We start from the raw sequence: 21225 nt of genomic DNA, 5'->3' as shown, positions 1-21225 counted from the left end.
ACTACCGGGGCCATGGGTTGCCGGCCGGTATCGACAGGACTCAGCCGCGCAGGGTGGCGCCGCCGTCCACGTACAGGTCACTCATCGCCACGTGCCCAGCCTGCTCGGAGAGCAGGAACATCACCGAATGGGCGATGTCTTCCGGGGTGGCCAGCTTGCGCAGCGGGATGCCGGCCTTGTACGTCTCCAGGTTGCCGGCGATCACCCGCTCTGCGCCATGCTCGTCCTGCCACATGCCGGTCTGCATCGGGGTCAGCGTTGAACCCGGGGCGACGATGTTGCAGCGGATGCCCAGCGGCGCCAGCTCCAGCCCGAGGCAGCGGGTGAACATCGTGGCGGCGGCCTTGGACGCGGCATAGGCGGCCATGCCGTGCCGCGGTACCCCGGCCGCATTCGAACTGACGGTGACGATCGCACCCTGGCCTCGCGGTGACATCACTCGCGCCAGCGCACGCCCGACATGGAACACGCCATCGGCATTGACTGCGAATACCCGGCGCCAATCGGCATCGGTAGTCCCGATCACCTCGCCCACGTGCAGGACCCCGGCCACGCTTGCGGCGAGACCGATCGGCCCAATGCTGGCTTCTACACGATCCACCAGTGCGTCCACCGCTACGCTGTCGGTCACATCGAGCGCAAATGCCTGCACACGTGCATCCACTACCACGGGCGCCTCGCGGTCGGTCGCCACCACCGTGCAGCCGGCCTCGGCCAACAGCCGTACCAGTGCCTCGCCGATGCCGCCGGCGGCGCCGGTCACCAGTGCCACGCGACCTTCAAAGCCGGTCAACTGCATGTTGCGATCTCCTGTTGCTCATCCCAGTGGCGCAGGCGCGCCGACAGCCACGGCGCCAGCTGCGCCACCGCATCGCGCCCGGTCAGCTCAGCATGCAGGAACGGCAGTTCCAGCGCCTGCACCTTGCGTGCGTGCGCGCGCCACAGCGCCGACTGCAACTGTGGCCGTGCCTGATGATCCCGGCCAGCGCGGACGTGCACCAGCGTGCCGTCGAACGGACGGTGGATGTGTTCGCGGATCAGCCGGTTGGTGCCAGTCACTGCGCGCACCACGCCATCGAGTACCACGTCCGGCAGGCTGCCGAGCGCACTACCACCACGACGAAGGAAGGCGAGAATGCGTTCGCGGCTGTCCAGCTCCGGATGCGCGTCGGGGTCATGGCCGGCGATCGCCAGCAGTGCGCGCAATGCGGCGATGGCATCGGGTTCCGGTTCGGCCCGCCAGCATTCGCTGGGGTAGGCGTCCAGCAGCACCAGTTCGCCGACTTCGCGCCCGACTTCATGCAGGCGCACGGCCATCGCCTGGGCGAGGATGCCGCCCACCGACCAGCCCAGCAGATGCACCGGTCCTTTCGATTGCAGCGCAACCACCCGCTGCACATAGTCATTGGCCATGGCTTCGATGCTGGACGGCAACGGCTGCTTCGGATCCAGCGCGGGCGACTGCAGGCCGTACACCGGGCGTGCCGGCTGCAGGGCGCGCGCCAGGCTGCGGTAGTTCCAGGCGATGCCACCGGCCGGGTGCAGCACGAACAGCGGAGTGGACCCATCAGCATCAGTCGCAGCCAACGAGATCACCGGGCCCAATGCGTGATCGGCCAGCGCCGGCGGCTCGGCAATGCGCGTCGCCAATGCGGCCACGGTCGGCTGCGCGAACAAAACGCCCAGGCCAAGATCGCAGCGCCAGCGCTGCTCGATCGCGAGCAGCAGGTGCACCGCGGACAGCGAGTCGCCGCCGAGGCTGAAGAAGTCCGCATCCACCGCCACGGGCGCATCGTGGCCCAGCGCCTGGGCGAACAGCACGGCCAGCTCCTGTTCCAGCGGCGTGCGCGGCGCCAGTCCGGCAATCTCGTTCTGCGGCGGCTTCGGCAAGGCATTGCGGTCGAGCTTGCCGTTCGCGGTCACCGGCCAGCGATCCACACCGACGAACGCCGAGGGCACCATGTAGTCCGGCACGCGCGTGGCCAGGTGGCTGCGCAGCATCACGGCATCGGCAAGCGCCGCGGGCACATAGGCCACCAGCCGCGCATCGCCCAGCGTGTCCTGGCGCAGCAGCACTTCCACGCGTTCCATGCGCGGCAGCTCGCGCAGTGCCGCCTCGATCTCGCCGAGCTCGATGCGCAGGCCGCGCAGCTTCACCTGATGGTCGCTGCGACCGAGATACTCGACCGCACCATCGCGGCGCCAACGGGCCACGTCACCGGTGCGGTAGATCCGCTCGCCCGGCAGGAAGGGATCGGCCAGGAAGCGTTCGGCAGTCAGATCATCGCGGCCGAGGTAGCCGCGTGCCAGCTGCACGCCGCCCAGGTACAGGTCGCCGGCCACACCGACCGGCACCGGCTGCATCCGGGCGTCCAGCACATACAAGCGGGTATTCCACACCGGGAACCCGATCGGCACTGGCCGCGAATGGTCCTGGGCCGAAGCCGGCCAGTAGCTGACGTCCACCGCGGCTTCGGTCGGGCCGTACAGGTTGTGCAGTTCGGCGTGCACGCGCGCATGGAAGCGGTCGCGCAGTGAAGCGTCCAGCGCCTCGCCACTGGTGAACACACGGCGCAGCTGCAGGCCTTCGGAGGCCGGCGCGGCGAGAAAGGCATCCAGCATCGAGGGCACGAAGTGCGCCGTGGTGATGCCATGACCGCGGATCAGCCGCGCCAGCTCGGTCGGATCACGATGCGCATCCGGCGCGGCGATCACCAGCGTAGACCCGCACAGCAGCGGCAGGAAGAATTCCCAGACCGAGACATCGAAGGTCGCCGGGGTCTTCTGCAGCACGCGGTCATCTGCGCGCACACCGTAGTGCTCGCGCATCCACAACAGGCGATTGACGATGGCACGGTGCTCGATGACCACGCCCTTCGGCTCGCCGGTCGAACCGGAGGTATAGATCACATAGGCTGCATCGCTGGGCGCCGGATCGGCCCACGGAGCCGCGAAACTCAACGCCGTCCACTGCTCGGGTGCGAGCACCGGCACACCGGCCATGCGCTCCGACACGTCCTTCGCTGCCAGCACGCAGGCCGGTTGCGCCGAGGCCAGGATGCGGGCAAGGCGTTCGTCAGGATGGGCAAGGTCCAGCGGAAGGTAGGCGGCTCCGGCACGCAGCACCGCCAGCAGCGCGATCACCAGCTCCAGCGAGCGCGGCAATGCCACCGCCACCACGCTGCCCGGGCCGACATCCATTGCCCGCAGCTGTGCCGCCAGCGCGAAACTGCGCGCTTCCAGCGTTGCGTAATCCAGCGTAGTGTCGCCGAACACCAGCGCCGGCGCGTGCGGATCCCGATCCATGCCCTGCTGCAGCAGCTCGACCAGGGTCGTCTCCGGCAGCGCGTGCGCGGTGGCATTGAATTCCTGCAGCACCTGCTGCGCCTCCTCGGGCGTCGCCAGGGGCACGGCTGCGATATCGTCAGCCTGCAGCGCCGCCGACACGAAATGCAACAGCCGCGCCGCGTGCGCCTCGACATCCTCGCGACTGTACAGCGCGGGATTGGCCTCGATCTCCAGATCCAGCAGCGCCTGGCCATCGCCACGGAAACCCAGCGTCAGGTCATCCACCGGCCCGGTGCACAGCACCTGCAGCGCCGCTTGCACGCCGGGCAGGGCCAGCGGCTTGTAGAACGGCTGCACATTCACCAGCGGACCATGCAGCCGCTGCTGCGTGCCGACCAGACCGAGATCACGACGCAGCTGCTCTCCGCGGTAGCGGCCGTGCTTGCGACCCTGGCTGAGCTGCCGGCCCAGCCCACGGGTAAAGGCCTCGACGCTGCCCTCGCCAGCCGCCACGCGCAGCAGCAACACATTCATCACCATCGCCGGCACCCGCGCCGACGCATTGCCGAGCCGCCCCATGTAAGGCACGCCCAGCACCACTTCATCGGCAGCGCTCATCCGTCGCAGATACTCGGCGGCGAGCGCGGCCAGTACATCCGGCCACGGCTGCAACCAGCGCACCGAGGCCTGCAGCAGCTGCTCCCGGAACCCCGCATCCAGCGGCTGCACCCAGCGCAGCGCATCGTCGCTGGCCGCCACGGTACCCGCCAGGCCTACGCCTGCCGGTGCGCCCTGCATGTACTCGCGCCACCAGTGGCCGGCCTGCGTACGGCGCGGATCGGCACGGTAGGCGGCATCATCCGCGAGCACACCGGACAGTCCTGGCAATGGCTCACTCATGCGGCCGGCATGCAACGCGCACACCCGATCAGCGAAGAGCGCCATGCCATACCCGTCGGCCGCCAGATGATGCACGCGCAGGTACCAGACCCAGCGCTGTCCGCCCAGATCGAACAACACCTGCTGGCTGATCCGGTCGCGGGTCGGATCGACCGCGCTGAGGCGGTCGGCCTGCATCAGGCTGCGGGCCGCAGCGGCGGGATCCGCCTCGGCAGAAACATCACGCACCGAAAGCCGCGGCACATGCGCCGGGTCATGCCACTGCAGAGGCTGGCCGTCGGCCCCCTCGGCAAAGCGCAGTGCCAAGGCCTGGGCCTCATCCGCAGCCTGGTCCGCCGCGGCGACGAACGCGGCCACATCCAGCGGACCGTCGATCCACACCGCATGTGCGGTATTGAACGACGGATTGTCCGGTGCCAGCCGCTGTGCGAACCACAGTCCGGCCTGGGCCTCGGTCAGTGCCACCGGCGTGGCCAGCGCGGCGGCGTTCATGCGTTCTGCGCGGCCTGCAGCGTCTGCACCACACCCCACCACTGGCGCAGCGTGGTGTGCTCGGCCAGCTGCGAGAACTCCAGCGGCAACCCAGTGTTGCCCCAGGCCAGGACCAGGCCGAGCATGCGCATCGAGTCCAGATCCAGGTCGATCAGGTTGTCGTCGTCACCGATCTCGGCCGGGGTGCACTCCAGCACCCGCGCCACATCGGCACGCATCCGCTCCAGATCCAGCACATCAGCCGTGGCAACCATCACAGCACCTCCAGCAGCTGATCGGTGGTCATCGGCACCCCGCTGGTGCGCGCAATCCAATGCAGCGCCTGATCGTGGTCGGCACGCGAGAAGTCCGCCACCGCATCGGCGGCGATGAAGGCCTCGATATCACGCTGGAACGCCTCCACCACGGTCGCGGTGCAGCCGATATGGGCGTACACGCCGGTCACCAGCAGCTGGTCGCGCCCACGTACCCGCATCAGCGTCTCCAGGTTGCTGCGCTGGAACGCGCTGTAGCGGTGCTTCACCAGCACGTGCTCACCCGGCTGCGGTGCCAGCGCCTCGATGATCGGTTCATGGTCGGCGCTGCGGCGCATGCCTGGCCCCCACAGGTCGGCCTGCAGGCCACGGTCACGGCGATCCTGGTCGCCATGCTGGGCGGTGTAGAACACCGGAATGCCGTGTGCGCGGCAATGCGCCAGCAGGCGCACGATATTGTCCACGGCCGGCCGCAGCGGCGTGCTGCCGGCATCGAATGCGGCCAGGAAGTAGCGCTGCATGTCGTGCACCAGCAACGCAATTCGATCGCGCTGCGGGCGCCACGGGCCACGGGCCTGCGGCGTTTCGGCGGCGGTCGGCAAGGGGTAATCGGTAATACGGGGCAGCGCCATCAGCGCGTTCCTCCTGTCTGTTGCAGATGACGCGCGCGCAGCTGCGCGCGCAGTTCGCGGCGGCTGATCTTGCCGACCGCGGTGGTATCGAAACTGTCGACGAACACGACCTGGTCCGGCACTTTGAAGGCGGCCAGGCCGCGCGTACGTATCCAGGCTTTCAGTGCCGGCGCCTTGATCGGCTCACCGTGCTGGATCACGAACGCGCAGCTGCGCTCACCGAGATACTCGTCGGGAATGGAGACCACGGCGGCGTCGAACACGCCCGGGTGGGCCAACAGATGGTCTTCGATCTCCTCGGCGGAAATCTTCTCACCGGCCCGGTTGATGTGGTCGCCCGCGCGGCCCTGCACCACCAGGTAGCCACCGGGCAGCTGCTGTACGCGGTCGCCGGTGCGGTAAAAGCCGTCGTCGGTGAACGAACGTGCATTGGCCACCGCATCGTTGTGGTAGCCACGGATGGTGTACGGGCCACGGGTGAGCAGATGCCCCACTTCGCCTTCGGCCACCGGCTGATCATGGTCGTCGACCACCCGCACTTCGTCATCCGGACTGATCGGCCGGCCCTGGCAGGCCACGATCAGTTCCTCCGGATCATCCAGGCGCGTGTAGTTGACCAGGCCCTCGGCCATGCCGAACACCTGCTGCAAGGTGCAGCCCAGGCCGTCGATCACGCGCCGTGCGGCTTCCGGCACCAGTTTGGCGCCGCCTACCTGCAGTACCTGCAGGCTGGACAGGTCATGCTTGCTGGTGGCGGCCGCCTGCGCCCACAGCAGCGCCAGCGGCGGCACCAGGCCACAGCAGGTCACTTTTTCGCGGGCGATCAGCGGGAACGCCGCATCCGGACCCGGGCCAGGGCTGAGCACCACGCGCGCACCGGCATACAGCGCGCCGAAGAAGCCGGGCGAACTCATCGGAAAATTGTGCGCGGCCGGCAGCGCGACCAGGTAGACGCTGTCGCGGTCGATGCCGCAGAGGTCATTGCTGGCACGGAACGAATAGATGTAGTCGTCGTGGGTGCGCGGAATCAGCTTGGACAGCCCGGTGCTGCCTCCGGAAATCTGCAGGAACGCCACCGACTGCGGGTCCGGGTCGGCCGGCAGCTGGCTGCGGTCTCCCTGCAGCGCCTCCAGCGCGGTGAACTCCGCCGCATCGCCGTCGATCACCACATGGCGCACGACCGGCACTTCGGCCTGCAGCGCCCGCGCCAGCCCGCGATGATCAAAGCCATCGTGCAGGTCGGTCGTGATGTAGGCACTGGCCTCCGCCTTGTTGGCGAAGTGCACCAGCTCGGTGATGCGGTGCGCAGGCAGCGCGTAGACCGGCACCAGGCCGGCGCGGAACAGCCCGCATACGGTGGCGATGAACCCGGCGGTGTTGCCCAGCTGCACCAGCACGCGTTCGCCCGGTTGCAGGCCGAGTGCCAACAGTCCGGCACCGATGCGACCGGCTTCGTGCCACAGCTGCGCATAGCTCAGGCGGACGTCACCAGCGACCACCGCGATGTCATCCGCGTAGCGTTCCGCACGCTCACGCAGGAACGCCGGGAAGGTCTCACCGCGCCAGTGGCCCGCCTCGCGATAGCGCGCAATCAGTGCATCGGGCCATACCTGCTGCAGTGGCAGGCGGTAAGAAACAGTAGGCGTGTTCATGCGGCAGGCTCGATGGCAGGCGCGGATTCATGGACACCCAGCGCGTTCAACAGGGCAGCGAACTTCGCTGCGGTCTCGGCCACCTCGGCCTCGGGCTGCGACTCGGCGACGATGCCGGCGCCGGCGTACAGGCGCAGCTGCGTACCCTGCAGGCGTGCGCAGCGGATCGCCACGTACCAGTCGCCATCCCCTTGCGCATCCAGCCAGCCGACTGCGCCGGCATAGAAGCCACGCGGCACCGGCTCCAGCTCTCGGATGCGCTGCAGTGCCGCCAGCCGCGGCGTACCGCAGACCGCCGGCGTGGGATGCAACTGCGCCAGCAGCTCGGCCGCCGATGTCTGCGGATCCTTCAGGGTGGCATGGATGCGGGTGCCCAGATGCCACATGCTGGCGGTGGCATGCAGCGCTGGACGCGGCTGTGCATCGACGTGGCTGCAATACGGTGCCAGGCCCTCGACGATGGCCTCGACCACATGGCGGTGCTCGTCATGGTCCTTGGTTGAAGCCAGCAATGCCTGCGCGGCACGCTCGTCCTCGGCGGCATCGGCGCTGCGCCGCGCGGACCCGGCCAGCGGATGCGACAGCAGCTCCGCACCGCGCTTGCGCAGCAGCAGTTCCGGCGTTGCGCCGACCAGCCAGGCCGGTGCCTGCCCCAGCTCGACCGGCAGCGGCACCGCATAGGTCGCCACCGAGGGATCCGCGCCCAGGCGTGCCAGCAGCACGTCCGGAGACAACGCCTCGCGGGTGCGTGCCAACAGGCTGCGCGCCAGCACCACCTTGTGCAGGTCCTGGTCGGGCGCGCGCAGCGCCTTCACTGCCGCGGCAACCGCAGCGGCATAGTCCTGCGCTGCGGGCTCCGCCTGCAGCCCGCCCTGCAGCGCCGGTGCCGCCTGCGGCTGCAGCGGCAGGGCCGGCAACAGGCGCTCGGGCTGGTACAGCGCATCGTCGGCACGCGGCTCGAACGGCACTGCACCGACCAGCAGCCCCGGGCCGCCACGCTGCTGGGCAAAGAACGCCGCAACCCGCTCAGCCAGGGTTGCCAGCGCGCCATTCGGCAGCGCGGCCCGGCAACCACGTGCGTGCACGTGCTGGCCGGCATGCTGCAGCAGGAACAGCGACGCGTCGTCAGTGTTTTCCAGCGGCGCCGGCGCAGCCTCCGGCCACGCGCCCTGCATCAGGGAATCGTTCATGGGGTCTCCTTCATCCGATGCGCAGCCGCCAGCGCGCACAGCAACAGCAGCAGCGCGCCGACCAGCAGGTATGGCAGGCTGGGCCCGCCGCGATACAACAGCGTGCCCAGCATCGGCCCGGCCACCATGCCCAGGCCCTGCGCAGCCGCGACGGTGCCAGCGGCGGCACCCTGCTCGTGCGCTTCCACCGCGTCGGCGGCCAGCGCCTGGAACGAGGGGAACACGAAGCCCATGCCGAACGCGGCCAGCGCGTACGCCGCCGGCAACTGCCAGGCCTGCTGCACGCCCGCCACCGAGGCAAAGCCGATGCCGGAAATCAAGGCGCCGAGGATGATCCAGCGGTGAGGATGCACGTCCAGCTTCATTACCAGCGCCTGCGCCAGGATCAGGCCGACACCGACCGCGGTCAGCGCGATGCCGGCCATGCGTGCACCGGCGGCCGCATCCAGGCCAAGGCGATCAATCGCGAAAAAGCCCACCGTCACCTGCGCGATGGTCACCGAGACCATTGCGATGAACGCCGCGAGCTGCGGCAGGCGCAAGCGCGGGTCGAGACGGCTCATCGGCGCGCGGCGCTGCGCGGAAGCCCCCACCACCGGCGGCGTCGCTGGCAGCCGCCAAGCCAGCAATGCCAGTGCCAGCAACGGCAGCAACGCGGCCACATACAGCGCCAGCGAAAGATTGGTATAGGCCAGCCAGCCGGCAGCGGCCGGACCCAGCACCATGCCCAGCGCGTTGGCACTGCCCAGACGGGCGAGGAAGCGGGCGCGCTGCCCGGTCGGCGCCTTGTCGGCAATCAGCGCGGCAGCGGTAGGCGGCACCGCCGCATAGAACAGGCCGATCAGGCCACGCGCACCGACCAGCACCAGCACCGATACCAGTACCGGCGGCACCGCCTGCAGGGCGACGTCGATGAACACCGCCAGCGCGATGTAGACCACGGTGTACGCGCTCATCGCCAGCATCAGCACGCGCTTGCGGCCGATGCGGTCGCTGAGCTGACCCCATGGACGGGCCGCCAGCATCCACAGCACGCCCGCAGCGGTCACCGACAGTCCGGCGTGCCACTCGGACAGACCGAGCATGCGGACCACCGGGCCGATCACGGCGACGAAGGACATCATCGCCATGGTGCCGATCAGGGCGACCAACACCAGCGCCGGCAAGCCGGGAACGACGGGACGTGCATGCATGGAACACCAGCCGTAACGGGGAGGGATCGCCGGGCGCACCTGCGCCCTGCCTGGCACCAGCCCTGTTCAGGACCGGACGCCAGCCTCAAATGATAACGGCTCGTATTTGCATTTGATACCCATTCTCTTGAACGGGCACGCAACAGCGACTTCAGCGCACGGCGCGCAGGCCCAGCAGGCCACGACGCTTGAACCACCATTCCAGCGGCAGCGTCACCAGCGGCGGGATGGCCGCAAGCAGCGCCAGGGCACTGGCCCACCACGGCCAACGCAGGCGTACCGCCGCGAACAGGGTGACCGCCACGTAGACCAGGAAGGCCACGCCGTGCAGGGGCCCGAACAGCTTCACCAGCGCCACGTTCGCCATGGGGCCGTACTTCATCCACATGCCGATGAGCAGGCCGGCCCAGGTCACGGCCTCGATGAAAGCGACCGCCGCGAACAGGCGTCCGGTCGGGTGCATGGGGGAACGTTGGGTCACGCGGGGCTCCGGCATCGGGATATCAAATGCGAATGATACGCAGATGCGCGCACTCTGTAGAGTCGAGCCATGCTCGACTGCCGTTGATTCGGCATATCGCACAGAAGCAGTCGAGCATGGCTCGACTCTACAGTCGGTGCGCGGATACCACCGGCAGAACCTGCTCGCCGATCTCGCGCAGCACTTCATCCATCGGCCGCCCGTTGTCGACCAGATTGAACATCACATGTGCCACGCCCTGCGCATGTACGCGCAGCAGGTAGTCACGCAGGCCATCGCGGCCCACCTTCAGGCCCAGCGGCAGCGGCTCGGCCGGCGCCTGCGGATCGGCCTGCAGGTCCAGCAGCATCGACTGCACGAACGGCTTGCCTGGCCCACCGCGCTGCACCAGCGCCTGCTGCCACAGGCCGATCCGTCCCTCCTGCGCAGCTTCCTCGCGGTGATAGGTGGCCCAGCCCTCGGCTTCGCGCGCGATCCACTGCAGGCTCTGCCGTGCCGTGCCCACCACCAGCATCGGGATGCGCGTGGCCGGCACGGGCAGCACATCGAAGCCGCCGGTCGCCTCCAGCACGGTCGCCCGTTCGTTCGTATCGGGGGACAGCGCCGCGCGCAGCAACGACCAACGCTCACGGAAGGTCGCCGCCCTGCCCTCCAGGTCCTCGCCGAACGCGGCGAACTCCTCTGGGCGGTCACCCGAACCCAGGCCCAGCACGAAGCGCCCATCACTGATCCGGTCCAGGCTCAGTGCCGACTTCGCCACCTGCAACGGCTGGCGCAACGGCAGCACGATCGCTGCGCTGCCGACCACGATGCGCCCGGTCGCGGCCGCCAGCATGCCCAGCCACAGGAACGGATCGTCCAGTGCACTCGCTGTCGCGTCTGGTCCCTGTGGGACCATCAGCGGCACGTCGCGCGTCCACAACGCGGCGAAGCCAAGATCGTCGGCCAGCCGTGCGATGCGCCGCGCCTCGCGCGGATCGGCCAGCCCGTGCGCCGCAACGGGCGTCATCAGGCCCAGGCTCAGTCCCTGTTGCGGAAACAACGATGCGTAGGCGGGATTGAATTCACTCATGCCACCAGCTTAGCGTGCAGGTACCCGGCGACGATGACACGCCACACACCACAGGAAGAACGCTGCATGCCGAAGATCCGCCCCGCTCATGTCGATGACCTGCCTGCGATCAGTGCGGTGTGCCTGGCCGCGTTCAACGAGGCAGTGGCACCGTCGCTCGGCGCGGCCGGCATCGCCACCTTCGGCAGTGTCGCTGCAGCCGATGCGTTCGCTGCGCGCCTGCAGGGTGACAACCACATCCTGGTGGCCGAGCAGGATGCGCGCGTGGTCGGCGTGGTCGAGCTGAAGGAGGGCCGGCACCTGGCGATGCTGTTCGTCGATCCCGCCTGCCAGGGCCAGGGCATCGGCCATGCGTTGTTCGAGGCGGTGCTGCCGCAGGTGCGCGAACCGATGCTGACCGTGCGTGCCTCGCTCAATGCGGTGCCGACCTACCTGCGCTATGGCTTCGTGCTGGATGGCGAAGTCGGCGAGTTCAACGGGTTGGTGTACCAGCAGATGGTGCGGGCGGCGCCGCCTTCGGCAGGGGCAGCCCCTGGTCCGCATTGACCTCCGGCCCACATTCCCTGCAGCGTGTCCGATATAAGCAAACTGAATCAGCACCTGCGCCGGCCGTTCCTACAATGGCCTGTCACCCCGCCCTTCGAGATGCTGCCGATGCGCGTCGCGCTTTCCGTGTTGCTGCTGGCTTCGGCGCTGAGCGCCTGCACCCCGGCCCCGGTTTCCACCGCCAGTTCCGCCGAGGCGCCCGCGCCGGCCAGCTCCATCGCCTGGCGCCAGGGTGACGTCGACGATGCCTTCGCCGAGGCCGCCGACAGCGGCAAGCCGGTGCTCCTGTACTGGGGCGCGGTCTGGTGCCCGCCGTGCAACCAGCTCAAGGCCGGCCTGTTCAAGGATCCGGCCTTCATCGCGCTGACCAGCAAGTTCGTGCCGGTCTACCTGGATGGCGACGAGGAAGGTGCGCAGGCCTGGGGCGAACGCTTCGGCGTGCGCGGCTATCCGACCCTGATCGTGCTGGACCCGCAGCGCAACGAAATCACCCGCGTCGCCGGTGGCAACGACGCCGCCGAACTGACCCGGGCCCTGTCCGTGGCCGCAGGCCGCCGCAGTGCTGTTGCTGCCACCCTGGCCACCGCGTTGGCAACGCCAGACCGACTGGCCGCCGAGGACTGGCAGGTGCTTGGCGACTACGGCTGGGAGGTCGACGCCAACCGCCTGGCCGGCGAGCGCAACAGCCAGGACGTGCTGCGCCAGCTGTCCAAGGCCGCACCCGACGCCGCCCTGCAGCGCCGTTTCGCGCTGCTGGCCCTGGCTACAGCCGAAAAGCCCGATGCCTCGCCCACCGAAGTGCGCGAGCTGCTGCAGGCCGTGCTGGCGCAACCTGCAGAGGTGCGTCGCAACCGCGAGCTGCTGGGCTATGCCGGCGCCAAGCTCGTAAAGCGGGCCAGCGCGGGCCCGGCCACGTCCAACACGCTGGGGCAGCAGCTGCTGGTTGCACTGGAGCGGGCAGATGCCGAACGCGGCGACCGCGCCGACGATGCGTTGTCGCGCGCGCTGACCGAAGTCTCGCTGGCCCGCCAGCAGCAACCGAAGGGCGCGTTGCCGGCAGCACTCGTGGACCGGGTCAAGCAGCGCGTGGCCGCGGCCGATGCCGCCGCCACCGATGCGCATGCACGCCAGGCCACGATCAGCAGCGCGGTGTACGCATTGCGCGGGGTCGGTGACGACGCCGGTGCCGAGGCCCTGCTACTGGCCGAACTGAAGCGCAGCGAGCAGCCGTACTACTACATGCCCGAGCTGGCCGAACTGGCCGAGCAGCGTGGCGACACCGCCGGGGCGCTGGAGTGGTTGAAGCGTGCCTACGATGGCGCGCAGGGCCCCGCGACGCGCGTGCAGTGGGGCGTGCTGTACGTGGAGGGCCTGCTCAGGCTGGCGCCGGACGATGCGCCGCGCATCGAGCAGGCCACGTCCTCGCTGATCGCCGAACTGGAAGCACAGCCTTCGGGCTACCACCAGCGCACCCGCCAGCGCTTCGAGCGCCTGGCCGGGCAGTTGAAGGCGTGGAGCAGCAAGCACCAGGGTGCGGAGACGCTGGCACGGCTGCAGCAGCGGATGCAGCAGGCGTGCGGTGACCAGGTGGATGGCGCCTGTAAGGACTGGTTGAGCTGAGTTGATGAAAGCGCTGGCGGCTGGTTCGCCGGCCGGCGCTTTTGTTGATCCGTGTGGGAGGGGGCGGGGGCCGCTGGCCAGGACACGAAAAAGCCCCTCCATGGTGCTCGATGGCGCCATCCTTGGCGCCAACGGTCCTGTCCAGCGGCCCCCGCCCCCTCCTGACAGTTTCCTGCGAGCGCGGGCAGCGCATCAGCGCGCCGGTGAGGGTTCGGAAAGCGGGTTCTGGTAGTGCCGGCCGCTGGCCGGCAACCCGACCGTCGCTGAATGCCGGCCAGCGGCCGGCACTACCATGCCTCCGTCTTGACCTCTTGATCTATTGACCTAAACCAATGTTGAGGTGCGATAACGATCTCCGCACGGCCAACCCCCTGGCCTTCCCCACGGAGATTGCTTCGATGTCGTACTCGCTCCCCCCGCTCCCCTACGCCTATGACGCCCTCGAGCCGCATTTCGATGCGCGCACGATGGAAATCCATCACAGCAAGCACCACCAGACCTACGTCAACAACCTCAATGCCGCCATCGAGCAGGCCGGCATCGCCGAACAACCGGTCGAGGCGCTGATCGCCAACCTCGATGCCGTGCCCGAGGCGCAGCGCGGCGCGGTCCGCAACAACGGCGGCGGCCACGCCAACCACAGCCTGTTCTGGACCGTGCTCAGCACCGACGGCGGCGCGCCCGATGACGAGCTGGCCGCGGCCATTGACCGTGACCTCGGCAGTTTCGACGCCTTCAAGGACGCCTTCACCAAGGCTGCGCAGACCCGTTTCGGCAGTGGCTGGGCCTGGCTGACCAGCGATCGTGATGGCGGCCTGCAGGTGGAAAGCAGTGCCAACCAGGACAGCCCGCTGATGGGTGCAGCCGTCGGCCTGTCCGGCAATACCCCGATCCTCGCACTGGACGTCTGGGAGCACGCCTACTACCTGCACTACCAGAACCGTCGCCCGGACTACATCGGCGCCTTCTTCAACATCATCAACTGGGCCGAGGTCGGCCGGCGCTACCGCCAGGCCCGGGCCTCATGAGCGGCGAGACACTGCCGTACGCCGGGCCGTGGGCGGGGGTCTTCCCCGCTCCGGCCCCGGTGCCGTCGGTCGAGATGCCGCCGCGTGCATTGCGGCGGCTGCTCGGCCATTTCCCGACCGGCGTCGCCATCGTCTGCGCACGCGATGCGCAGGGAAAACCGGTCGGCCTGACCATCAACTCGTTCGTGCCGGTGTCGCTGCAGCCGCCGCTGGTGTTGTGGAACCTGGCGCTGCACGCGCAGAGCCTGTCCACCTTCCAGCGCGCCACCCGCTTTGCGATCAGCGTGCTGGCGGCCGACCAGGAAGCACTGGCACGGCGCTTCGCCGATCCGCAGGTACGCAACCGCTTCGACGACCTGCCACTGCTGGACGACGACGAAGACGCACCACCGCGCATCGCCGGTGCGGTGGCCCATCTCACCTGTACCCGCCACGCGCAGTGGCCGGTGGGTGATCACCTGCTGCTGGCCGGTCGCATCATCGAGGTACACGAGAACGGCGGTGCGCCGCTGCTGTTCCATCGCGGCCGTTTCCAGCCCGGACCGGCCGAACTGCTGGTGGAGGTGCGCGGATGAACATCGAGGCTCTGGAATGCATGCTCGCCGCCGGCAAGGACGGCGCGCTGCTGCGCTTCGGCCTGGGCAAAGGCTGGCTGGATGCCGGCAACCCGGTGCGTGCGGCGACCCATCTTGGCCGTTGCGTGGTGCTTGATCCGCAGTATTCAGCGGCGTGGAAGCTGCTCGGCAAGGCCTGGCTGGCCAGTGGCCAGCCGCAGGCCGCGCGCGAAGCATGGCAGCGCGGGCTGAGCGTGGCCGGCAGCAAGGGCGACCAGCAGGCACGCAAGGAAATGCAGGTGTTCCTGCGGCGCCTGGACCGCGAGCAGGCGGACCTGGCGAAAGCGGGCTGAGTCGATCAGCCCGCGTTGGCCGATGCCGGTGCGGACATGATGTCCGACATCGGCAGGCGGCGCGGCTTGCTCGGGAATGCGTGGCGCAGGATGCGCCAGACCACCTGGCCGAACTGGCGCGGCAGCGAGCCGTTGTTGTAGTGCTGGCCGTAACGGCGGCAGATGTCCTTCACTTCCTTGGCGATGGCCGCGTAGCGGTTGGCCGGCAGGTCCGGGTAGAAGTGGTGCTCGATCTGGTGGCTGAGGTTGCCCGAAAGCACGTTGATCAGGAAGCCGCCGCTGATGTTGGACGAACCGCGCAGCTGGCGCAGGTACCAGTGGCCGCGCGATTCATTGCGCAGGCATTCCTTCGGGAAGGTTTCCGATTCGGCGGTGAAGTGGCCGCAGAAGATGATCACGTAGGTCCAGATGTTGCGCAGGCCGTTGGCAACCAGGTTGCCCAGCATCACGGTGAGGAAGAACGGGCCGGCCAGCAGCGGGAAGAACACGTAGTCCTTCAGCACCTGGCGCAGCATCTTGCGCGCCACCGGGCGGGTCTGCAGCCACATCGCACGGGCACTCATGCGGCCCTTCAGCCAGCGGCCCAGGCGCAGGTCCTGCGCGGCCACGCCCCACTGGAACAGCAGCGCGAAGATCGGCGCGATGATCGGCTGCAGCAGGTAGAACGGCTTCCAGCGCTGCTCCGGGAAGATGCGCAGCAGGCCATAACCGATGTCATCGTCCATGCCACGCACGTTGGTGTAGGTGTGGTGGCGGAAATTGTGGGTCTTGCGCCAGTTGTCGGCGGTGGCAACGATGTCCCACTCGTAGGTGTTGCCGTTGAGCTTGGGGTCGCCGGTCCAGTCGAACTGGCCGTGCATGACGTTGTGGCCCAGCTCCATGTTCTCCAGGATCTTCGACAGCGCCAGCAGCAGCGTGCCGGTGATCGCGGCCGGCCACAGCAGCGGCATCCAGAACAGCGGCGAGAACGCCGCCAGGAACAGCAGGCCACGGCCCCCCACGCCGAACCAGCGCACGGCAGCGGCCACGCGACGGATGTAGCGGGTATCGGAGGCGCCGAGGCTGCCGATCACACGGTCGCGGATCGCGTCGAGTTCCTCACCGAAGGCATGCATCTCGGCAGTACTCAGGGCACGGTCGGTAGCGCGGGTCATGGCAGGCGTCCTCAGAGATCCAGGGTCAGGTCGGTGGTCGGTGCGCTCACGCAGATCCGCACCGGCTGTGCCGATTCGGACTGCAGGTCGCCGGTGCGCAGGTGGCGGGTGGCGCCACTGACGCGGTCACAGCTGCAGGTGTTGCAGATGCCCATGCGGCAGCCATGCTTGGGCTTGATGCCATGCGCTTCCAGGCTTTCCAGCAACGAGCTGCCACGCGGCACGCTCAGCTGGCGGCCACTGCGCGCCAGTGTCAGCACCACCTGCCCTTCACTGCTGGCGTCACGCAGCGGTGCCGGCGGAGTGAACGCTTCTGCCTGGAAACCGGCGACCTGGTGCGCCAGGCGTTCGCGCGCGACGGCAACGAATCCATCCGGGCCACAGGCCAGTACATGGCGCTGCGCCAGCGGGGTGTCATCGCCGGCCACCTGCAGGTCGTGGGCATCGATGCGTGCGGCGGGTACATCGCCTTCGCGGGTGGTCAGCAGGTGCACACGCAGGTTCGGCTGGCTGGCGGCCAATGCCTGCAGCTCATCACGGAACTGCAGGTGGGCAGCGCTGCGCTCCCAGTAGAACAGATCCACGGGGGCGGCCAGCGGGCGTTGGCAGGCTTCGCGCAACAGGCTGCGCATCGGCGTGATGCCACTGCCGGCCGCCAGCAGCAGCACCGGCGCCGCGGCCGGCATATGGAATTCACCGAAGGCGGAATCGAGGCGGAACAGCTCGCCCGCCTGCGCATGGTTGACCAGGTGCTGGCTGACCCGGCCGCCGTCGACCGCCTTGACGGTGATCGCCAGCTCGCGCGGGCCAAGTGCGGTGGGGCTGTAGCTGCGCTGCCACAGGCGCCCTTCAATCTCCACGCCCAGGGTGACGTGCTGGCCAGCGCGCATGCCGGCCCAGTGCCGGTTGGTGCGCAGGACCAGGGTTGCCGCGCCCTCGCCGGCCGGCTCGCGCCGGACCAGGCGGGCCACCGGCTCGCGCAGGGTCCACAGGGGATTGAGCTGGCCCGCCCAGAAATCGAACAGCGACGGCGAGACCCAGCGGTAAGGAGAGAACAGGGACGGACGGACGACAGCGCTCATGGGCGAACTATACGGGCGCACATACACCTGTGTATACATGTGTATATTGAACCGGATTGGGTATGATTCAGCCTCGCCCCACCGGAACCCCCATGGCCGCTGCCACCGCCTTGTCGACGCCCGAAGATGCCAACAGCCCGGCCCGCCGTACGGTGAGCCGCGAGGATCTGCTGGCCGCCGCCCTGAAACTGATCGGGCCGCACCGCAGCCTGTCCACGCTCAGCCTGCGCGAAGTGGCACGTGAGGCCGGCATCGCGCCGAACAGCTTCTACCGGCAGTTCCGCGACATGGACGAACTGGCCGTGGCGCTGATCGATGCGGCCGGCCGCTCGCTGCGCACCATCATCGGCGAGGCCCGCCAGCGTGCCACCTCCACCGCCACCAGCGTGGTGCGGGTCTCGGTGGAGACCTTCATGGAGCAGCTGCGCGCCGACGACAAGCTGCTGCACGTGCTGCTGCGCGAGGGCGCGGTCGGCTCGGACGACTTCAAGCACGCGGTCGAACGCGAGCTGCACTACTTCGAGGAAGAGCTGCAGCACGACCTGGTGCGCCTGGCTGCATTGGACGGCGCGGTACTGCATGCGCCGGAACTGGTGGCCAAGGCCATCACCCGGCTGGTGTTCGCGATGGGCGCCACCGCCATGGACCTGCCGCCGGAGAAGGATCCGGAGCTGGTCGAGCAGATCTCCACGATGATCCGCATGATCATCGTCGGCGCGCGTACCCCCGCCGCGTTCCGCCGCGGCTGACATCCCGCTTCCCGGGTCGGATCCCTTTCCAAAGGAAAGGGCTCTGACCCCGTCTCCCTGCGCCACACGGCAACGCCATTCTCCGTGCATGACCACCGGCAGGGTTGTGGTCGCTTAATGTAATGTTATAACACCAGCATGATCCACCTGGATGAGTGCTCCTCACCGAATTGCCGCGGCTTCGTTATATAGCTCTTGCTATATTGATAAGCCACTGCTTTCATATGCGCCAGCCAGGTCGCCCTCGCCGCCCTCCCTCCCCAAGGACGACGCCTCATGCCCGTTTCCCTCCTTCGCCGCCTGCCACTGGCTGCCGCCATTGCCCTCACCCTGCCACTGCCCGCAGTGGCAGCCACCCCGAAACCGACCGAACTGGATCGGGTGCAGGTGAAAGTCAGCACCGCCACCCGCAGCGAACGCCTGCTGTCGGACGTGCCGATCCGCACCGAAGTGCTGCGCAAGGAAGACATCGCACTACGTGCGGCCACCGACTTCTCGCGTGCCGCCGAGCTGATCAACGGCCTGCGCGTGGAGAGCAACTGCCAGAACTGCAACACCAGCGAAGTGCAGCTGCTGGGCCTGCCCGGTGCCTACAACCAGTTGCTGTTCGATGGCATCCCGCTGCTGTCCACGCTGGGCAGCGTGTACGGCCTGGAACAGATCCCGGCCGGGTTCGTCGACCGCATCGAAGTGGTCAAGGGCGGCGGCTCGGCGCTGTACGGCCCAGGCGCGGTTGCCGGTGTGATCAACCTGATCCCGCCGCTGCCGGCGCGCAGCGGTGGCCATGTGCAGGCCGGCGTGGATGTACTGAAGGGAACACCGCAGAAGAACGCCGACGCGCGGCTGGACCTGGTCGCCAAGGACGCAGACGCCGGCCTGTCGGTGATTGCCCAGCGCAACTGGAACAGCGGCATCGACTACAACGGTGACGGCTACACCGAGATCACCCGCAAGAACCTCAAGGTCGGCGGGCTGCAGGCCTGGTATGCGCCCACGCCGGGCACGCGGCTTCGCCTGGACCTGCAGGTGACCGATGAAACCCGCCGCGGCGGCAACCGCCTGGACCAGCCCGAATACCTGGCCAACATCGCCGAATCGCTGGATACGAAGTACCGGCGCGGCAGCGTGTCGTGGGACCAGGAGATCAATGCCGACGTCGACTTCCGCCTGGCCTACGCCTTCGCCGACATCGACCGTGACAGCTTCTATGGCGGTCTGGGTGACGTGGTCACCGATCCCTCTGCCCCTGGCTATGACCCGTCGCAGCTGGACCCCAACGTCGCCGGCAGCGCGGCTTCGCGTTCGTGGCGCCAGTACGGCCGCACCCACAACCCGCTGCACTACATCGACAGCCAGTTGAACTGGCGGCTGGGCGCGCACGCGCTCGCCTTCGGCGTGCAGTACAAGCACGAGGCGCTGCGCGACGACAACCGCACCGGTGACGGGCAGCGTCTCGCCGTGCTGGAGGATGCGACCTTCCACAACCTGGGCGCCTTCATCCAGGACGAATGGAGCCTGCGCGACAACGTCGACCTGGTGCTGGGCGCACGCGTGGACAAGAGCTCGGAGCTGGACAACGCGGTGTTCTCGCCGCGCATCGCGCTGGCCTGGCAGGCCACGCCGAACCTGAAGTGGCGGGCAGGCGTTGCCACTGGCTTCCGTGCACCGGAAATCTTCGTCGAGGACGTGCATGTCGATACCCTGGGTGGCGAACAGGTGCGTGTGCGCAACATCGACGGCCTGAAGGAAGAGCGCGCGTTGACCACCCTGTTCGGCTTCGACTGGCGTTCGGACCCGGCCAATCCGGTGTGGAGCTGGGATGCCACCGCCTCATACGCCCGTATCCGCGACACCTTCGCACTGGGCGAGATCCAGCGCGGTGATGACGGACAACTGAGCCAGCTGCGCTACAACGCCTCCGGCTCCAATGTGCTGGGCGCGGAAACCAACCTCGGCTGGCAGCCGTCGCCGCAGTGGCGCCTGACCGCCGGTGCCTCGTGGTACCGCTCGCGCTTCCGCGAACCGCAGCGCATCTTCGACGACACCGGCGACGGTGGCGACACCGTGATCGAAAGCCGCGACTACCTGAAGACCCCACGCTGGACCGGCCTGGCCCAGCTCAGCTGGATGCCGGCCGAGCCGTGGGAGACCTTCGTCGCGCTGCGCCACACGGGCCCGATGTCGGTGCTGAACAACCGGCTGGGCGAGTTGCACCGCACGCGCTCGTTCCTGGTCACCGACCTCGGGGCGCGCTGGCACCGGCATCTGGGCGCGCAGGCGCAACAGGAAGTGTCGGTGGCCGCAGGCGTCAAGAACGTCTTCGACCAGCGACAGAAGGATCTGGAAGTGGGCGCGCTGCGCGACAGCGACTATGTCTACGGGCCGCGTTTCGCGCGCTCGTGGTACGTCAACCTGCGCTATGCGTTCTGAGCTGCATCGAGCGTTGTTGCTGGCCTGTGCCGTGCTGCTGGCCGCACCGGCGATGGCTGCGGACCTGCATGCGCAGGTCTCGGCCTCGCTGATGCGGCCGGAACAGCGCTCGCTGCGGCCGATGCAGTGGTCGCCGCCACCGAAACTGGTTGCACTGTACTTCGGCGCCGACTGGTGCGCGCCCTGCCATGCCTTCGTGCCCACCCTCCGCAGCGTGCGTGATGCGTTGCGCGAGGCCGGCGCCGATACCGAGGTGGTGTACGTCAGCCTGGATGAAAGCGAGGCCGCACTGCGCCGTTACATGCACGCACAGGACATGCCGTGGCCGGTGCTGGACCCGCGCCGCGCCGCGCGCATGCCGGCACTGCAGGCCTTGGCCGGGATGGCACCACCGAACCTGGTGCTGATTGATGCCGACGGAAATGTACTTGCCAATGGCTGGCACGGGCGCCGCTACGATGGCCTGCAGCCGGTGTTGAAGGAATGGACGAAACGCGCGTGCGCGCAGCAGCACGCACGCTGCCCGCCTGGATTGTAGGATCGCGCGAAATGCCG

The 21225-nt window shown here is 68.4% G+C and carries 19 protein-coding genes; 8 read left to right on the top strand and 11 right to left on the bottom strand.

The features are described from left to right. Positions 1-40: 40 nt before the first annotated feature. From ACXI0D_RS17185 to ACXI0D_RS17145, 9 genes are all read right to left on the bottom strand, one after another. Positions 41-799, bottom strand: coding sequence for a 2,3-dihydro-2,3-dihydroxybenzoate dehydrogenase (locus ACXI0D_RS17185; protein WP_479642843.1), 759 nt, complete (start codon positions 797-799; stop codon positions 41-43). Next, complete coding sequence (locus ACXI0D_RS17180) at positions 790-4680, bottom strand: amino acid adenylation domain-containing protein (RefSeq protein ID WP_479642842.1); 3891 nt, start codon at positions 4678-4680, stop codon at positions 790-792. Before ACXI0D_RS17180 ends, ACXI0D_RS17185 begins: the two co-directional genes overlap by 10 nt. Continuing rightward, a complete protein-coding gene (locus ACXI0D_RS17175; RefSeq protein WP_101765620.1) occupies positions 4677-4934 on the bottom strand; it encodes a phosphopantetheine-binding protein in 258 nt (85 codons plus the stop codon). The genes ACXI0D_RS17180 and ACXI0D_RS17175 overlap by 4 nt, the downstream gene beginning before the upstream one ends. Next, on the bottom strand, positions 4934-5566 hold the full coding sequence (locus tag ACXI0D_RS17170) for an isochorismatase family protein (RefSeq protein WP_479642841.1): 633 nt from the start codon (positions 5564-5566) through the stop codon (positions 4934-4936). Before ACXI0D_RS17170 ends, ACXI0D_RS17175 begins: the two co-directional genes overlap by 1 nt. Further along, positions 5566-7218 (bottom strand): (2,3-dihydroxybenzoyl)adenylate synthase, encoded by a 1653-nt coding sequence (locus ACXI0D_RS17165; RefSeq protein ID WP_479642840.1) that lies wholly within the window; start codon positions 7216-7218, stop codon positions 5566-5568. The genes ACXI0D_RS17170 and ACXI0D_RS17165 overlap by 1 nt, the downstream gene beginning before the upstream one ends. Continuing rightward, positions 7215-8408, bottom strand: a complete 1194-nt coding sequence (locus ACXI0D_RS17160) for an isochorismate synthase (RefSeq protein ID WP_119006394.1) — start codon at positions 8406-8408, stop codon at positions 7215-7217. Before ACXI0D_RS17160 ends, ACXI0D_RS17165 begins: the two co-directional genes overlap by 4 nt. Beyond that, entirely contained in the window at positions 8405-9601 is a 1197-nt protein-coding gene (locus ACXI0D_RS17155; RefSeq protein ID WP_479642839.1) for an MFS transporter, read from the bottom strand. The genes ACXI0D_RS17160 and ACXI0D_RS17155 overlap by 4 nt, the downstream gene beginning before the upstream one ends. Positions 9602-9752: 151 nt before the next feature. Further along, the gene (locus ACXI0D_RS17150; protein WP_180848120.1) at positions 9753-10064 is read right to left on the bottom strand and encodes a DUF3817 domain-containing protein; all 312 of its coding nucleotides are present in this window, start codon (positions 10062-10064) and stop codon (positions 9753-9755) included. A gap of 145 nt (positions 10065-10209) precedes the next feature. After that, on the bottom strand, positions 10210-11154 hold the full coding sequence (locus ACXI0D_RS17145; RefSeq protein WP_479642838.1) for a TIGR03571 family LLM class oxidoreductase: 945 nt from the start codon (positions 11152-11154) through the stop codon (positions 10210-10212). A 66-nt stretch (positions 11155-11220) separates the two neighbouring features. Here ACXI0D_RS17145 and ACXI0D_RS17140 point away from each other — a divergent pair, with 66 nt between their 5' ends. The 5 genes from ACXI0D_RS17140 to ACXI0D_RS17120 all read left to right on the top strand — a co-directional run bounded on the left by ACXI0D_RS17140 (position 11221) and on the right by ACXI0D_RS17120 (position 15255). Then, positions 11221-11700, top strand: a complete 480-nt coding sequence (locus tag ACXI0D_RS17140; protein ID WP_101765623.1) for a GNAT family N-acetyltransferase — start codon at positions 11221-11223, stop codon at positions 11698-11700. A gap of 99 nt (positions 11701-11799) precedes the next feature. After that, positions 11800-13320, top strand: coding sequence for a thioredoxin family protein (locus ACXI0D_RS17135; RefSeq protein ID WP_479642837.1), 1521 nt, complete (start codon positions 11800-11802; stop codon positions 13318-13320). A gap of 398 nt (positions 13321-13718) precedes the next feature. Continuing rightward, positions 13719-14348, top strand: a complete 630-nt coding sequence (locus ACXI0D_RS17130) for a superoxide dismutase (RefSeq protein WP_075677934.1) — start codon at positions 13719-13721, stop codon at positions 14346-14348. Further along, a complete protein-coding gene (locus tag ACXI0D_RS17125; RefSeq protein ID WP_101765626.1) occupies positions 14345-14923 on the top strand; it encodes a flavin reductase family protein in 579 nt (192 codons plus the stop codon). Before ACXI0D_RS17130 ends, ACXI0D_RS17125 begins: the two co-directional genes overlap by 4 nt. Beyond that, on the top strand, positions 14920-15255 hold the full coding sequence (locus ACXI0D_RS17120) for a tetratricopeptide repeat protein (protein ID WP_005409958.1): 336 nt from the start codon (positions 14920-14922) through the stop codon (positions 15253-15255). The genes ACXI0D_RS17125 and ACXI0D_RS17120 overlap by 4 nt, the downstream gene beginning before the upstream one ends. 5 nt (positions 15256-15260) lie before the next feature. Here ACXI0D_RS17120 and ACXI0D_RS17115 read toward each other — a convergent pair whose 3' ends face one another. Next, the gene (locus tag ACXI0D_RS17115; RefSeq protein ID WP_075677930.1) at positions 15261-16409 is read right to left on the bottom strand and encodes a fatty acid desaturase family protein; all 1149 of its coding nucleotides are present in this window, start codon (positions 16407-16409) and stop codon (positions 15261-15263) included. A gap of 11 nt (positions 16410-16420) precedes the next feature. Continuing rightward, the gene (locus ACXI0D_RS17110) at positions 16421-17491 is read right to left on the bottom strand and encodes a ferredoxin reductase (protein ID WP_182474384.1); all 1071 of its coding nucleotides are present in this window, start codon (positions 17489-17491) and stop codon (positions 16421-16423) included. Between the two features lie 92 nt (positions 17492-17583). Here ACXI0D_RS17110 and fabR point away from each other — a divergent pair, with 92 nt between their 5' ends. The 3 genes from fabR (at position 17584) to ACXI0D_RS17095 (ending at position 21208) form a co-directional block, all read left to right on the top strand. Next, complete coding sequence (fabR, locus tag ACXI0D_RS17105) at positions 17584-18240, top strand: HTH-type transcriptional repressor FabR (RefSeq protein WP_005409961.1); 657 nt, start codon at positions 17584-17586, stop codon at positions 18238-18240. A gap of 276 nt (positions 18241-18516) precedes the next feature. After that, positions 18517-20670, top strand: a complete 2154-nt coding sequence (locus tag ACXI0D_RS17100; RefSeq protein WP_119006399.1) for a TonB-dependent receptor plug domain-containing protein — start codon at positions 18517-18519, stop codon at positions 20668-20670. After that, positions 20660-21208 (top strand): thioredoxin-like domain-containing protein, encoded by a 549-nt coding sequence (locus ACXI0D_RS17095; protein WP_101765629.1) that lies wholly within the window; start codon positions 20660-20662, stop codon positions 21206-21208. The genes ACXI0D_RS17100 and ACXI0D_RS17095 overlap by 11 nt, the downstream gene beginning before the upstream one ends. Positions 21209-21225 lie beyond the last annotated feature (17 nt).

The sequence above is a fragment of the Stenotrophomonas sp. C9D9 genome, assembly GCF_056491205.1.
The sequence above is the reverse complement of the archived record's forward strand: the minus strand, read 5'-3'. Positions and strand labels throughout refer to the sequence as shown.

Excerpts from the sequence above, each read along its gene's own strand:
- ACXI0D_RS17155 (WP_479642839.1), bottom strand. The coding sequence starts at position 9,601 with ATGCATGCACGTCCCGTCGTTCCCGGCTTGCCGGCGCTGGTGTTGGTC.
- ACXI0D_RS17170 (WP_479642841.1), bottom strand. The coding sequence starts at position 5,566 with ATGGCGCTGCCCCGTATTACCGATTACCCCTTGCCGACCGCCGCCGAA.
- fabR (WP_005409961.1), top strand. The coding sequence starts at position 17,584 with ATGGCCGCTGCCACCGCCTTGTCGACGCCCGAAGATGCCAACAGCCCG.
- ACXI0D_RS17095 (WP_101765629.1), top strand. The coding sequence starts at position 20,660 with ATGCGTTCTGAGCTGCATCGAGCGTTGTTGCTGGCCTGTGCCGTGCTG.
- ACXI0D_RS17110 (WP_182474384.1), bottom strand. The coding sequence starts at position 17,491 with ATGAGCGCTGTCGTCCGTCCGTCCCTGTTCTCTCCTTACCGCTGGGTC.
- ACXI0D_RS17120 (WP_005409958.1), top strand. The coding sequence starts at position 14,920 with ATGAACATCGAGGCTCTGGAATGCATGCTCGCCGCCGGCAAGGACGGC.
- ACXI0D_RS17140 (WP_101765623.1), top strand. The coding sequence starts at position 11,221 with ATGCCGAAGATCCGCCCCGCTCATGTCGATGACCTGCCTGCGATCAGT.
- ACXI0D_RS17115 (WP_075677930.1), bottom strand. The coding sequence starts at position 16,409 with ATGACCCGCGCTACCGACCGTGCCCTGAGTACTGCCGAGATGCATGCC.
- ACXI0D_RS17135 (WP_479642837.1), top strand. The coding sequence starts at position 11,800 with ATGCTGCCGATGCGCGTCGCGCTTTCCGTGTTGCTGCTGGCTTCGGCG.
- ACXI0D_RS17160 (WP_119006394.1), bottom strand. The coding sequence starts at position 8,408 with ATGAACGATTCCCTGATGCAGGGCGCGTGGCCGGAGGCTGCGCCGGCG.
- ACXI0D_RS17130 (WP_075677934.1), top strand. The coding sequence starts at position 13,719 with ATGTCGTACTCGCTCCCCCCGCTCCCCTACGCCTATGACGCCCTCGAG.
- ACXI0D_RS17150 (WP_180848120.1), bottom strand. The coding sequence starts at position 10,064 with ATGCACCCGACCGGACGCCTGTTCGCGGCGGTCGCTTTCATCGAGGCC.
- ACXI0D_RS17180 (WP_479642842.1), bottom strand. The coding sequence starts at position 4,680 with ATGAACGCCGCCGCGCTGGCCACGCCGGTGGCACTGACCGAGGCCCAG.
- ACXI0D_RS17100 (WP_119006399.1), top strand. The coding sequence starts at position 18,517 with ATGCCCGTTTCCCTCCTTCGCCGCCTGCCACTGGCTGCCGCCATTGCC.
- ACXI0D_RS17165 (WP_479642840.1), bottom strand. The coding sequence starts at position 7,218 with ATGAACACGCCTACTGTTTCTTACCGCCTGCCACTGCAGCAGGTATGG.
- ACXI0D_RS17175 (WP_101765620.1), bottom strand. The coding sequence starts at position 4,934 with ATGGTTGCCACGGCTGATGTGCTGGATCTGGAGCGGATGCGTGCCGAT.
- ACXI0D_RS17145 (WP_479642838.1), bottom strand. The coding sequence starts at position 11,154 with ATGAGTGAATTCAATCCCGCCTACGCATCGTTGTTTCCGCAACAGGGA.
- ACXI0D_RS17185 (WP_479642843.1), bottom strand. The coding sequence starts at position 799 with ATGCAGTTGACCGGCTTTGAAGGTCGCGTGGCACTGGTGACCGGCGCC.
- ACXI0D_RS17125 (WP_101765626.1), top strand. The coding sequence starts at position 14,345 with ATGAGCGGCGAGACACTGCCGTACGCCGGGCCGTGGGCGGGGGTCTTC.